The organism is Nonlabens sp., assembly GCF_965660805.1.
GTDB lineage: Bacteria > Bacteroidota > Bacteroidia > Flavobacteriales > Flavobacteriaceae > Nonlabens.
Map to the genome: position 1 here is coordinate 17,691 of NZ_CBFIBE010000008.1, position 13,777 is coordinate 31,467.

Consider the following 13,777-nt stretch of genomic DNA (forward strand, 5'->3'; position numbering starts at 1 on the left):
TATTTGAATAACCGTTATTTTCTTAACGGCAAATGGTATGCTGCTATTAGTAAAGGAACTAAATTATGCAATAGTCGCTCCATTCACCACCGCGTCATCAGGATTTACAAACACTAGTTTTCCTTCAGGATCTTCGGCAAGGAGAATCATTCCTTGAGATTCTACACCACGTAGTTTTCTTGGTGCAAGATTTGCGAGTACGGTTACTTTGCGACCTACTAACTCCTCAGCACTGTAGTGTTGTGCAATTCCAGAAACGATGGTTCTTTTATCGATTCCAGTATCTACCGTCATGACCATTAATTTGTCGGTTTTAGGCATTTTTTCGGCAGTAAGAATTTCTCCTACGCGCAGGTCCATTTTCATGAAGTCATCGTAATTAGTCTCGTCTTTTTGTGGCATAAGATTAGGTGTTGTCCCGGCTGAGCCGAGATTTGCTGCTTTAGTAGCTTGTAATTTATCGAGTTGTGCTTGTACTTGCTCGTCTTCTATTCTAGAGAATAGCAGTTCAGCTTTATTTATTTTGTGGTTGGATGGTAGTAGTGGTTCTGTACTAGCTACTCGATCCCAACCAGAAGATTCCGCATCTAGTGCAGAATAGTCAAGCATATTTTTAAGTTGGGCTGATGTATGCGGCAAAAAAGGCTCACTTAATATGGCAAGTGCTGTGGTCAGTTGCAAGCATACATACATTATATTTTGAACCTGTTGTGGATCATTTTTAATGAGTTTCCATGGTTCTAATCCTTCTTCGGCAATGTATTTATTTCCTAGACTGGATAAATTCATGAGTTCGTTTAAGCTTTCGCGAAAGCGGTATCTCTCCAGACTATTTCCTATGTTCTCTGGGAATTTTTTAATCTGATCGAGTAGTGCCAGATCTCTTTCTTGAAGGTTTGCGGTTTGAGGAACCACTCCATCATAATATTTATTAGTGAGTACAATTACACGATTGACAAAATTCCCAAGATTTGCAACAAGTTCATTGTTATTTCTAGCTTGAAAATCTTTCCAGGTGAAGTTGTTATCTTTAGTTTCTGGAGCATTTGCGGTTAAAACATAACGCAATACATCTTGCTGTCCTGGAAAATCTTCTAGGTATTCATGCAACCACACGGCCCAGTTTCTAGAAGTAGAAATTTTATGGTCTTCCAGATTCAGGAACTCGTTTGCAGGAACATTATGGGGCATGATGTAATCGCCATGCGCTTTTAACATCGCTGGAAAAATGATACAGTGAAAAACAATATTATCTTTACCTATAAAGTGTAGGAGCTTTGTATCATCTTTTTTCCAGTAATCTTCCCAGTTTTTACCTTCTCGAGCTGCCCATTCTTTAGTAGCTGAGATGTAACCTATAGGTGCATCAAACCACACATAAAGCACTTTACCATCGCCTCCATTTACTGGAACTGGAATTCCCCAATCCAGGTCTCGAGTCACCGCGCGTGGATGTAAACCGTCTGTAATCCAGCTTTTTACTTGGCCTACTACGTTTGCTTTCCAGTCCTTAGTATGTCCTTCTACGATCCATTCATTGAGCCAGTCGCTGTATTCATCTAGTGGTAAGAACCAGTGTTTTGTTTCTTTTAACTCTGGAACATTACCTGTGATGGCACTTTTAGGGTCTATAAGATCTGTAGCGTTATGTGAGGTTCCACATTTCTCGCACTGATCTCCATAAGACTCTGTGTTACCGCATTTAGGACAAGTTCCTATTACAAATCGATCTGCTAGAAACTGATCAGCTTCTGGATCATATAATTGCTCAGTAACTTGCTCAACAAATTTACCGTCATCGTACAATTTTGAAAAAAAATCACTGGCTGTTTGATGATGAATAGATGCGCTGGTACGACTGTAATTATCAAAGGTGATTCCAAATTCTTTAAAAGAGTCGCCTATGATTTTATGATAACGATCTACTAATTTTTGCGGTGTGATCCCTTCCTTTTTTGCCTTAATGGTAATAGGCACTCCATGCTCATCACTACCACAAATAAAAGCAACATCGCTGCCTTTCAAGCGCTGGTAACGTGCAAAAATATCTGCAGGAACATAAACTCCTGCGAGGTGACCTATGTGAACTGGACCGTTAGTATATGGCAATGCTGCCGTAATCGTATATCGTTGTTTACTGCTCATGAGCTTATTTTGAGAGCTGCAAATTTACGATTTATGATACAGTAAAAAACCTTTTATGCTGGTATGATTATATGGAGTTGGCTTATATTTAAGACCTCGATAAGCTTATTAGAGATTCCTCTAATGTCTTGTAAAAATTGAGGGCTATATTTGAGTATGAATACATTAACTAAAAATTCCCATATTAGAATCCTTTGTACGGCAAGAAGTGCTCAAAAAGTAGATTTAAAACCTGCTCAAGACTTAATGGAGTCATGGGATTTGAGAGTGACTTATGGAAAAACCATCGGTGCTATGCATCATCAAATGGGTGGTGATGTTCCATTAAGAATTATGGATTTTCAAGAAGCGCTGGATGACGAGGATATTGATGCGATATGGATCGCTCGTGGTGGCTATGGTACTGTTCAGCTCCTGGATTATATTGATTTTAACGCTTTCGCGAAAGCGAATTTAAAAAAACTCATCATAGGCTACTCAGACGTTACCGTATTGCATGGTCATTTGAATACTTTAGGAATATCAAGTCTGCATACTTTCATGCCGCTGGAACTTAAAAACAAGCCTACAGCAGCGATTGATAGTTTTAAAAATGCACTTTTAGGTCATGAGCAAGTAGTTTCTATTCCCAATGATGGTGGCTTATCCATTCAAGAAATAACTGCTCCAGTGGTAGGAGGAAATCTCTCTATTCTATATAGTTTGCTGGGATCTAGTAGCTTTCCTAAAGCCAGTGGCTGTTTTCTTTTTATAGAAGATATAGATGAATACTTATACCATATAGAGCGCATGATGTATGGATTAAAACGAGCTGGGCATCTAGATAACCTTAAAGGAATTATAGTAGGTGGAATGAGTGATATGAGAGATCATGAAATTCCTTTTGGTAAAAATGCACAAGAAATAATCACTGACATGACGGCTGGTTATGACTATCCATTAATTTTTAATTTTCCGGCAGGTCATATTAAAGACCATCGCACGCTCAAATTAGGAGTAGAAATGATGGTAACGATTACAGAAAAAGCAATAACCTTTACCTACTAGCTATGGCACAACATAATGAACTAGGAAAGGAAGGAGAAAAACTAGCGGTGGCGCACTTGCTTGAAAAAGGCTATGATATTCTTACTACTAATTATGTTTATTTAAAAGGTGAGATAGATATCATCGCTCAAAAAGGAAATACGATTGTTATTGTAGAGGTGAAAACCCGTTCCACACCAGAATTTGGCGATCCTCAAAGTTTTTTAAAACCTGCGCAAATAAAAAGATTAGTCACTACTGCAAATCATTACATAGAGCACCATGCTGGTGATGATATAGAAGCAAGATTTGACATCGTAGCTATTATTAAAAATAAGGCAGGCACTCAAATAGAGCATCTAGAAAATGCTTTTTATCATTTTTAAATGAGAAAAGCAGCCTAAAGAGACTGCTTTAATATTCTGAACAGAAGTAATACCTATTTAACTCTGAAAAAAATTATATAATATTTACTTCGTCTCTTCTTTAATGAGGTACACATAAACCGGAAAGTGATCGCTAAATCCATTAGTGAAATTTCCGTTATTATAACTACGTAAAGGATATCCTTTATAACGTCCCGTTTTATTAGTCATAAAACTAGGGTTATAAATACCTGCGTGGTAGTAAAAGTAGCCGTTTTGATTTGCTTGTTTTAACAATGGGTATGTCATCATAATCTGGTCAAAGATGTTTCCCGCATCACGATAAGCAAGTGTGTTAAACCCATCTTTCAACATTTGAATGTAAGGGTTATAGATCATTTGAGGTTTTACATCTTCTTGCTCTTGTTGTGCATTTAAGGTCTCAATCACACTCACATTAGTAGGGTCATCATTAAGATCTCCCATGGTCATGATTTTTGCCATAGCATTTGAAACATGCAACGAGTCTATAATCTTTTGATTTAAAGCTGCAGCAGCTACACGGTTAGGTCTACTGCGCTGCTCACCACCACGGCGTGATGGCCAGTGGTTTACTATAAAGTGGATAGGATCTCCATTAAGTTCTCCACTTACCACTAGTTGATCCCTAGTATAAATACGATTACCACTGCTGGTACTATTAATCATTAAACGACGCGATTGAGAATTATTTACTTTAAACTCACTTTTCTTGTAAAGTAACGCAACGTCTATTCCTCGCCTGTCGGGTGAATCATAGTGTTCAATTCCATAATCATAATCTCTTAACAACTGGTGGCTGGCAAGATCTTCAAGAACTTTGCGGTTTTCTATTTCACAAACTCCTAGAATAGCCGGTGCGGTCCCAGACTTATCAGCTCCTATTTTTCTAATGACACGAGCCATGTTTGTTAATTTTTTTTGATACACATCTTCTCTTAACCCTTCGGCCATTTCCATCATTGGACTAGCTTCATCGTTAATAGTCGTGTCATCTTCAGTGTCAAAAAGGTTTTCTAGGTTGTAGAAGGCTACCGTCTGAATTTTATACTGTTTTGCGTCCTGTTGTGCTTGTGACGCTTCCGCAAAAGCGAAAAACAAAAAAACACTGGTAATAAAGTACTTATACATTTTTTAAATAACTTAGATTAACATTATGTAAACATTTATACAAATGATGCGCCAAAGGTACAGTTAAGATAAGAAAAACGTACTTTTGCCGCGAATTAATAATATTTTATTAACAAATAACTCTTATGAACAAACAAATTAGCAAGCTGATTCTATTGCTATTACTGGTCTGTAGCTCCATTACGAGTGCTCAAGTGGTAAAAGGTCGAGTAATTGATGAATCAACTGAAGAACCTATTAAAGGAGCGCTGATAGAAATTTTAGGAACTAAATTTACTGCAACTACAAATATTGATGGTTTCTTTACTTTTGACTCTGGAATTCCTGTAGGAGATCAAAAACTGCAAGCCAGCGCAGCAGATCATTACAACCGTACCTTACCTATTATAGTGAGTACTGAAGTACCTGTAAACTTAGATCCTCTATACTTGAGAGTAGATTTTAGTGATCAGGATCAAACGGCTGGTATCATTTCTCTTACTGAAAACGATCTCTCTGATGATGCAAATGCAGCTAATAATATGTCTGGATTATTGCAAGCCACCAGAGACCAGTTTTTAAGAGCAGCAGCTTTTGATTTTAGTGCTACATTCTTTAGACCTAGAGGTTTAAATAGTGAAGATGGTCGTGTTCTTATTAATGGAATGACTATGAATAAATTATTTTCAGGTCGTCCACAATGGAGTAACTGGGGTGGTGTAAATGACTTACAGCGCAACCAGGTATTCAGTATGGGACTTGCTCCAGCAGATAATACATTTGGTGGATTAGGTGGTGTGCAGAGTATAGATATGCGAGCTTCTCAACAACGTGAAGGAACGCGTCTTTCTTATGCTGCTGCAAATCGTAGTTATGCCGGTCGTTTTATGGCAACTTATAGTAGTGGTCTTAAAAGTAATGGATGGGCATATGCAATTACAGCATCGAGACGTGCTGGTGAGGAAGGATTTATAGACGGAACCGTTTATGATGCAAACTCCATAGCACTGTCTGTAGAAAAGAAGATTAATGAACGTCACTTTTTAAACTTTACAGGTATTTATACACCTAACCGTCGTGGACGTCAAGCTCCTATGACTGAAGAGATTTTTAACCTTAGAGGAAATACTTATAATCCTAACTGGGGATTTTTTGAAGGGCAAAAGCGTAACAGTCGTATCAGAGAAATAGAAGAACCTATTTTAATGTTAAACCATAACTGGAAGATCTCTGATAAAGTAAAGTTGAATACAAACGTGGGATATCAGTTTGGTAAACTAGGGAACACACGTATAGATAATGGTGGTACTCGCTTAGTAACACTAGAAGGTCAAGATTCTTATATAGGTGGTGCTAGGAACCCTAATCCAGATTATTACCAAAATCTACCTAGTTACTTTTTACGTAATGGCCTGGATTATGAAAACGCATATCTTGCTCAACAAGAGTTCCAAAGTAATGGTCAGTTAGACTGGGAAACTCTTTACAGAGCAAATGCCTCTTTCACTCAACAAGGTGGAACAAGCGTTTATGTTATTCAAGAAGATCGTATAGATGACGATTTGTTTATGGCAAATTCTATTCTTACAGCAGATTTAACTGATAATATTTTATTTACCGGTGGAGTAAGCTACCGTAACTTGAAAAGTGAAAATTTTGCAAGTGTTAAAGATTTACTAGGTGGTGGTGGTTATCTAGATGTGGATTTCTTTGCACAGGAATCTCAAGAAGTAAACCTAGATCAAGCTGCACAATCTGATGTGAACAATCCTAATCGTATCGCAAGAGAAGGTGATCGTTATAAATACAATTATGATATTTTAGTAGATGAGGTAGATGCCTTTGCTCAAGCGCAGTTTAAGACTAAAAAAGTTGACTTTTATGTGGCTGGTAATATCACTCAGACATCTTATCAAAGAGATGGTAAATTTAGAAATGGAAACTTTAATGCTTTTGAGAATAACTCTTATGGGAAAAGTGAACAGTTGAACTTTACAAATTTTGGTGTTAAAGGTGGCGCTACTTATAAGTTAAGTGGAAAAAGCTTTATCGATTTTAACGGAGCTTACTTTACAGACGCTCCTACTATAAGGTCAGCCTTCCCTAATGCCAGACAAAATAATAATTCTGTTACAGGATTAGAGTCTCAAACCGTTTACTCTACTGATTTATCTTATATCTATAGATCACCTATAGTTAAAGCGCGTTTTACAGGGTACTATACTCAGTTCCAAAATGGAACAGATGTAGGTTTCTATTTTGTTCAAGGAGTTTCTGGGGTTCCAACTCAAGATGGAAACTCTTTTGTCCAAGAAGTGATGACTAACATAGATCGTCGTAATATAGGTGGAGAAATAGGACTAGAAGTACAAGTTACTCCTACTATAAACTTAAAAGGAGCGGCAGCTTTTGGGACAAACACTTTTAGCAACAATCCTAACCTGTATTTAAATAGTGATGACTTCCCTAATCAGGATATTACATTTGGTGATGGAACTACTAAGTTGAAAAATTACCACGTATCTGGTGGACCAGAACAAGCGTATCAAGTAGGTTTTGAATATCGCGATCCAGATTACTGGTGGATAGGTGCAACGGCAAACTTCTTTTCAAATTCTTATGTAGACGTAGCTGCATTAAGAAGAACTGAAAACTTTGTAACTGATTTAGACGGCTTAGCTATTGCTAATTATGATGAAGAAATCGCAAGAGGTTTATTAAAACAAGAAAAATTCAACCCATACGAACTTGTAAATGTGGTAGGTGGTAAGTCTTGGAGAATAGGTGATAAGTTTGTAGGTTTCTTTGCGACTATTAATAATGTACTTGGTAAAGAGTTTAGAACTGGTGGTTTTGAACAAGGGCGACTAGCAAATTACCAAGATGTCCTTGATGACAGAAACAACCCTATTGAAGTATTTGCACCACGTTATTTCTATGGAAATGGACGTACTTATTACCTAAACGTTTACCTAAGATTTTAATAAAATTAATGATGAAAAATAAAATAAATAATATGAGAACTTTTCATAAAATAATAGCGCTAGCGTTTATCGCAGCCATCACATTTTCTTGTGTAGGAGATGATGATTTTACAGCACCCACTTTTAACGACACAACACCTGTTGAAGTAAATGGTGAAGTATTAGAACTAAGCACAATTGCCTCTCAGGTTGCACAAAGCAACACTGGAACAGTAACTTTTGAACAAGTGCTCAATGGTGATGGGGAACTAGTAGATGCTTATGTAACTGGTTATGTAATATCTGATGATCAAGGTGGAAACTGGTTTAAGGAATTAATTATTCAAGATCAAGCAGAAAACCCAACAACTGGGGTAGCTATTTCTATAGATGTAAATCCTTTATTTACTCGTTATGAATTTGGAAGAAAAGTTTTCTTAAAACTTACAGGTTTAACCGCTGGAATATCTAATGGGGTAGTTACCATAGGAAAAGCTGGTACTGGTGGTGACATTGAAAGAATTGCAGGATCACAAGAAGGTGAATTTATTAAGAGAGATAATGTAGTAGAAACAATTGTTCCTTTAGAGTTAACATTTGATGAGTTTATTGAAGATGTGACTGAGTTATTATGGATTAGAGTAAGTGATGTTCAATTTATAGTAGAAGATATAGATCGTTGTTTTGCTTGTGAAGCTGGTGACAGTTTTGATGGTGAGCGAACTATTAAAAACTGTATCGATGATTCTACCGCTAATCTTTTTACAAGCACATTTTCTGACTTCAAAGCGCTAAATATTCCCGATGGAAAAGGTACTATAGACGCTCTTATTACTAGAAGTTTTGATGATAGTGAATTTGTTTTATACGTTAATACACCTGAGAACTTTAATATGCCAGGAACAGATCGTTGTGATCCTATTCCTTTTGTTTTAGGAACGCCTATAGATTGTGCAAGTGCGAGCGCTCCAGGAGCTAACACGATCTTGTCAGAAAATTTTGAAACACAATCTACCGGTGCTGCAGCTATGCCAGCAGGATGGTCTAATGTTCAAGAGGCTGGTACTGAAACCTGGGAAGTGTATACTTCTGGTGGTTCTAATCCATCCTTGGGAAAAAGTGCACGTGTAGGAGCATATAATTCTGGTGATTCTTCAACGATAAGCTGGCTTGTAACACCTAGTATAGATTTTGACGCACAAACTGGAGAAGTATTCTCTTTTGAAACATCAAACAGTTTTTCAGATGCTTCAGAATTATTAGTTTTATTTTCAGCAGACTGGGATGGAACTGATGCTAACATTAATGCTGCAACCTGGCAAGAAATAGAAGATGCTTTTGTTGTTCCAGATAATGAGCTTTTTACTAACTGGGTTTCTTCTGGGAATGTGTCTCTAGACTGTGTTTCTGGAACGGGTCATATTGCATTTAGATATAAAGGTTCTGGAGATAGCGCCTTTGATGGAACTTATGAACTCGATAACATCTCTTTAACGAGTAACTAATTAGTTAACCTTTTCGCTTTAAGCGAAAACATATCATAAAAGCCTATTGTAATTTACAATGGGCTTTTTTGTTGATGATATTTTAATGAACTCCAAATTTATTTTTTACTATGCATTAATTCAAAAACATCTTCACCATGATATGGCGGTGGTGATGATACATTTTTTCTAAATGTCCTAAGAGTATTCTTATCAAATACAATGTGTTTAATAGTACTATTTGTTACATCATTTTTATAAGCTCCTGGTGACATAATAGCTTTAAAATAACCACCTATTTATAAGCTGTCTGCTGCTTTATACTAGTTAGGTGCATAAATACCGTTACAGTAAAGAAAATTGCTCTAGGGCTAGTTAAAAAGAGTTGACGACCTGTTAAACTATCTTCTACCGTTAATAGATAGGCTTTAGAGCCTTTATGAATCTCTTCTAGTTTTAGCGTTCTAGTTTGCATTGCACTAAACAGCTCTTTAAGCTCTTGTTTATTAGTAGCAGATTTACAACTAACGTACAGCAAAATAATCAGAGCAAGTATACTGATTTTAAGATAACGATATATGATCATTTATAAAAAGGTGTAAAAAATCCTACACTGATCATTTTTTTATACTTTTGATGAATGAAACTAATTCATTCACAAATATTTGCGTTTTTGAATCCAAAAACAGCGATAGTCCTAATAATTGCTATTTTATTTTGCTCATATACCCCTTTACATAGTCAGGTTAAAAAGGATATTGAAAAGCAAGATGAAGCAGCCAATTTATTAAAAGAACTGAAAGGTACTAACATTGAAGATATCGACTTCTATGATATTGATATTGACAATCTTTACAAATTAAACACTTCTTTTAAGGAATCAAAAGCGAGTAGAGATAAAGCCTTAATAGCCTTATATTTAGGGGTTTATTACTACAGAGTAGAAGAAAAATACACAAAGAGTCAAGAGTATCTATATGCCTGTCTATTACTAAACGGGTTTTTAACTTTAGATGAAAAGGATTTGACATACACATTGCTTGCCGATTTAGAAAAAATTCAAAAAAATATTCCTAACGCTCTATATTTTTCTAACAAAAGGCTTGAAACTACCTATCAAAAAAAAGATTTTGACAAAATTTATGCAGCCGAAATAGGCATTGCAGCCGTATACAATCTAATTCAGGATAATGTAAACGCAAAAATACACCTAAACAAAGCACAAGAGCTAGAAGAGAAAATATCAGAGTATGATATTAATAGAGTTTGGTTTCGACTTCATTCTGCCTATATGTATAGATATTCAAATGAATTGGGCGCATCAAAAAAATATTTTAATGAAATATTTAATTACTCTTACTTAGACTCAGCACCTTTTCTCATCCCATACGTGTATGAAGAGTACGGTAGATATTGGGAAGCAAAAAAGGAAACAGATTCAGCTATTTACTACTTCAAACGTTGTTTAAAGTACTCTAATAGTGACGTAACAAATGATAAATTCCCTCTAGTGCCATCATACTCCGGTTTAGGAGATTTATATTTAAAAAAGGGAGACACCTTACAAGCTGTACACAATTACAAAAATGCACTTAATACAGGTATAAAACATGACATCTATGACCCTACCTATTTGGTAGCAGAGAAATTGTTTAAAATATTACCTAAAAAAGAAATAGATAATCTAGAATTAAAAGATTATTTAATTGCTTCATACACTAGAAGAAATACAATGCTTGAAGGGTCTAAAAGCTTTGTTAATCAATTTAATGAAATCAAAGAACTTGATGCTAAAATTGAAAAGGCGAAAAAAAAACAAGAGATATTAAAACTTAAAGATGAACAACAAAAAATACTACTACGTATTAGTATTATAGGGTTTATACTAATTATAGTTTTTTTGGTTTATTACTTTAGAAATAAGGCTAGACTTAAATCCAATGAAATAAAAAAGTTAAAAGCAGAAAGTGAATTAACTGAGTTAAATGCCATAATCAAGGGAGAAGAAATTGAGAGAAAAAGAATTTCTGAAGACCTTCATGATAGTATAAATGGTAATTTAGTGTCCGCTAGTTATTTGATTAATAAAACGCTAGATAGTGGAGATACACAGGACAAAACCCTCAATGACGTAATTACTATTTTACAAGACACAATACAAGATGTTAGAGATATCTCATTTAACCTTTCTCCTGCTTATACAGTTAATAATAGTTTAGAGTCTATGGTAAAATACTCCTGTGAGAGATCGACCAATGCGAGCGATACAGATTTTCATTTTCATTGTTTTGGAGAGCCTGTGAAATTTAATAAAAAAACGGTATTGTTAATTTATAGAGTCATACAAGAAATTGTATTAAACATAATTAAACATGCACAGGCTAAGGATGCAATTATACAATTTCACTATACCCATGATGATAAACTAGATATAACTATTGAAGATGATGGAAAAGGATTTGACGTGAATAAAAAATCTCTCGGTATAGGAATGATAAATATAAAATCTAGACTAGAATTAATTAAATCAAGTTATACTATAAAATCTAACCATGCAGGCACTAGTTTTTATATATCCATCAACTTAAAAAATGAATTATTTTTTGACACTTATAGTTATTAAGACATTATAAATACATGTTGGTATAAAATGTAAAAGTATCGTGTTGCCATTATTTAAAAAACAGGTATAAAAAATCCCACCTCAGTGAAGAGATGGGATTTAAAGCATTGGTTAGTTAGTTATGCTTAGTAATTATCTCTTTGTGATCGTAAATTCAGATCTACGAGACTTTTGATATTCTTCTTCAGTACAACGCTTATTGGCACAATCCTCCACAGGGTTTGCTTCTCCACGACCTTCAGCCGTTAAACGAGAAGCCTCTACACCTTGAGATACTACATAAGCTACAATAGATTCTGCACGGCGCTGTGTAAGCGATAGGTTATAAGAATCTGGACCTCTAACATCAGCATAGGTCTCTGCCTTTACTTCTAGTTCTGGGTATTTCTTCATATAAGAAACTAAACGATCTAATTCAAGAGCTGCATCTGGACGTATAGTAGATTTATCTAGATCAAAGTATATCTTATTTAAGATAATTTTCTCATCTACCACTGGTGGATCTGGAATAATAGGTTCCATATTTACAGTAACCATAGCAGTTTCTTCTTCTGCTACACTTAGATCAGATTGACCACTTTCATATTGATCTTTAACACCACGAGCAACCAGTTCTTTGTTACACTCTGTTGTGAACATTGCTTTTCCTTCAGCATCTGTAGTCTGACTAGGTGTTGCGTTACCATCTGCATCTTGTAAGGAAACGATTGCACCTGGGATAGGTAGGCCAGTGGTTGCATCTACAGCCGTTACCGTAACTGCTACTTCACAAATATCGATACGATTTACAGAATAAATATCATCACTTCCTTTACCACCTTTACGGTTAGAAGAAACAAACCCTTTACCAGTTTCCTCTGAGTAAGTAAATGCAAAATCATCCATTACAGAGTTTACTGGAGCACCTAAGTTAGAAACCTTTCCATCTTTATATTTAAAAACGTCTAAACCACCTAAGCCTAGGTGACCATTACTTGAGAAATAAAGTGTTCCATCTTCAGCAACCCAAGGGAATGAATCATCTCCTGAGGTGTTCACCGTAGGTCCTAAATTTACTGGATTAGATATTTTACCATTTTTGAGTTGTGCTTTATAGATGTCTGATCCACCTTGTCCTCCAGGAGCTTCACTTGCAAAGAAAATGGTCGTACCATCTAAAGAAATACTAGGATGACCTACACCATATTCTTTACTTTCTAAAGAAGTGGTTCTCACATCTCTCCATTCTCCACCTGCTTTAAGAGCTCGGTAAATATTTAATTTGCTCTCACCATCACTTGCTTTTTCATAATCGCCATTTAGGTAATCTATACGAGTAAAGAACATGTACTTTCCATCTGGTGTAATGTCTAGAGTACCTTCATGGTACTTAGTATTTACTTCACCACTCAGAAGTTTACCTTCACCTGGCATGCCGTTTTCATCTACACTTGCCTCATAAATATCTAAGTATGGCTCTTTATTCCAGGCATAATTTGCGCGTTTATTGTTACGAGCACTTGCAAAATAAATTTTGTCACCTATTTTCTGAGCCGCAAAATCACTAGATTCACCGTTAAGAGGTAGCGCATCTACTGTGTAAGCAGGATTCATACCTGTAATATCTGTAAGATAGTCAGGATTTGCTTTAAACGCCATGGCACGATTATCATTAGGAACCATTCCGGCAAATTGATTCATGACCGTATTAGAAAGATCATATTTCTCGTTAGCCTTTAAGGTTTGTGCATATCTGTAAAGCGTTTCGGCCTCAGGCTTTCTTTTAGTAGCTCGTTTATAGTACTGTTCAGCACTTTTAAATTGACTATTAAAGAAATAGGAGTTAGCTAGATTAGTATACACATGTTGAGAACGTTCTCCTTTTTTAATGAGTTTCTCATATGCTTTTGCTGCATCTACATAGCGCAGTTGCTCATATAGCTTGTCAGCTTTTTTAGTTGCATCGTTTTGTGCATTTACTTGAAATGAACCAGCGATGATAATTAAGAGTAGTAAATATATTTTTTTCATGATATTCATTCT

General features: G+C 35.7%; 9 protein-coding genes. 5 read left to right on the top strand and 4 right to left on the bottom strand.

Going from position 1 to position 13,777, the window contains the following annotated elements; translation table 11 throughout:
• Positions 1-63 precede the first annotated feature (63 nt).
• Positions 64-2,145 carry a methionine--tRNA ligase gene (gene metG, locus ACTF48_RS03600; RefSeq protein ID WP_438961773.1) on the bottom strand — a complete coding sequence of 694 codons (2,082 nt, stop codon included), beginning with the start codon at positions 2,143-2,145 and terminating at the stop codon, positions 64-66.
• A gap of 156 nt (positions 2,146-2,301) precedes the next feature.
• Between metG and ACTF48_RS03605 the strand changes: the two genes are divergently transcribed.
• Positions 2,302-3,192: a S66 peptidase family protein gene (locus ACTF48_RS03605; protein WP_438961774.1), complete on the top strand. Its 891-nt coding sequence runs from the start codon at positions 2,302-2,304 to the stop codon at positions 3,190-3,192.
• 2 nt (positions 3,193-3,194) lie between these two features.
• Complete coding sequence (locus tag ACTF48_RS03610) at positions 3,195-3,557, top strand: YraN family protein (RefSeq protein ID WP_438961775.1); 363 nt, start codon at positions 3,195-3,197, stop codon at positions 3,555-3,557.
• A gap of 84 nt (positions 3,558-3,641) precedes the next feature.
• On the opposite strand, the gene ACTF48_RS03615 is transcribed toward ACTF48_RS03610, so the two are convergent.
• A complete protein-coding gene (locus ACTF48_RS03615) occupies positions 3,642-4,706 on the bottom strand; it encodes an endonuclease/exonuclease/phosphatase family protein (protein WP_438961776.1) in 1,065 nt (354 codons plus the stop codon).
• 125 nt (positions 4,707-4,831) lie between these two features.
• Here ACTF48_RS03615 and ACTF48_RS03620 point away from each other — a divergent pair, with 125 nt between their 5' ends.
• Both ACTF48_RS03620 and ACTF48_RS03625 read left to right on the top strand, forming a co-directional pair.
• Positions 4,832-7,669: a carboxypeptidase regulatory-like domain-containing protein gene (locus ACTF48_RS03620; RefSeq protein ID WP_438961777.1), complete on the top strand. Its 2,838-nt coding sequence runs from the start codon at positions 4,832-4,834 to the stop codon at positions 7,667-7,669.
• Positions 7,670-7,701: 32 nt separating this feature from the next.
• Entirely contained in the window at positions 7,702-9,153 is a 1,452-nt protein-coding gene (locus ACTF48_RS03625) for a DUF5689 domain-containing protein (protein WP_438961778.1), read from the top strand.
• Positions 9,154-9,427: 274 nt separating this feature from the next.
• Here ACTF48_RS03625 and ACTF48_RS03630 read toward each other — a convergent pair whose 3' ends face one another.
• On the bottom strand, positions 9,428-9,607 hold the full coding sequence (locus ACTF48_RS03630) for a hypothetical protein (protein WP_438961779.1): 180 nt from the start codon (positions 9,605-9,607) through the stop codon (positions 9,428-9,430).
• Between the two features lie 198 nt (positions 9,608-9,805).
• On the opposite strand from ACTF48_RS03630, the gene ACTF48_RS03635 reads away from it, so the two are divergent.
• Positions 9,806-11,755 (top strand): tetratricopeptide repeat-containing sensor histidine kinase, encoded by a 1,950-nt coding sequence (locus tag ACTF48_RS03635; RefSeq protein WP_438961780.1) that lies wholly within the window; start codon positions 9,806-9,808, stop codon positions 11,753-11,755.
• 132 nt (positions 11,756-11,887) lie between these two features.
• Here the strand turns inward: ACTF48_RS03635 and ACTF48_RS03640 are convergent, their stop codons facing one another.
• Entirely contained in the window at positions 11,888-13,765 is a 1,878-nt protein-coding gene (locus ACTF48_RS03640; protein WP_438961781.1) for an OmpA family protein, read from the bottom strand.
• Positions 13,766-13,777 lie beyond the last annotated feature (12 nt).

What these genes read in the sequence shown, in the direction of transcription:
- ACTF48_RS03625 (WP_438961778.1), top strand. Translation starts at nt 7,702, where the DNA reads ATGAGAACTTTTCATAAAATAATAGCGCTAGCGTTTATCGCAGCCATC.
- ACTF48_RS03610 (WP_438961775.1), top strand. Translation starts at nt 3,195, where the DNA reads ATGGCACAACATAATGAACTAGGAAAGGAAGGAGAAAAACTAGCGGTG.
- ACTF48_RS03630 (WP_438961779.1), bottom strand. Translation starts at nt 9,607, where the DNA reads ATGCAAACTAGAACGCTAAAACTAGAAGAGATTCATAAAGGCTCTAAA.
- ACTF48_RS03620 (WP_438961777.1), top strand. Translation starts at nt 4,832, where the DNA reads ATGAACAAACAAATTAGCAAGCTGATTCTATTGCTATTACTGGTCTGT.
- metG (WP_438961773.1), bottom strand. Translation starts at nt 2,145, where the DNA reads ATGAGCAGTAAACAACGATATACGATTACGGCAGCATTGCCATATACT.
- ACTF48_RS03640 (WP_438961781.1), bottom strand. Translation starts at nt 13,765, where the DNA reads ATGAAAAAAATATATTTACTACTCTTAATTATCATCGCTGGTTCATTT.
- ACTF48_RS03615 (WP_438961776.1), bottom strand. Translation starts at nt 4,706, where the DNA reads ATGTATAAGTACTTTATTACCAGTGTTTTTTTGTTTTTCGCTTTTGCG.
- ACTF48_RS03605 (WP_438961774.1), top strand. Translation starts at nt 2,302, where the DNA reads ATGAATACATTAACTAAAAATTCCCATATTAGAATCCTTTGTACGGCA.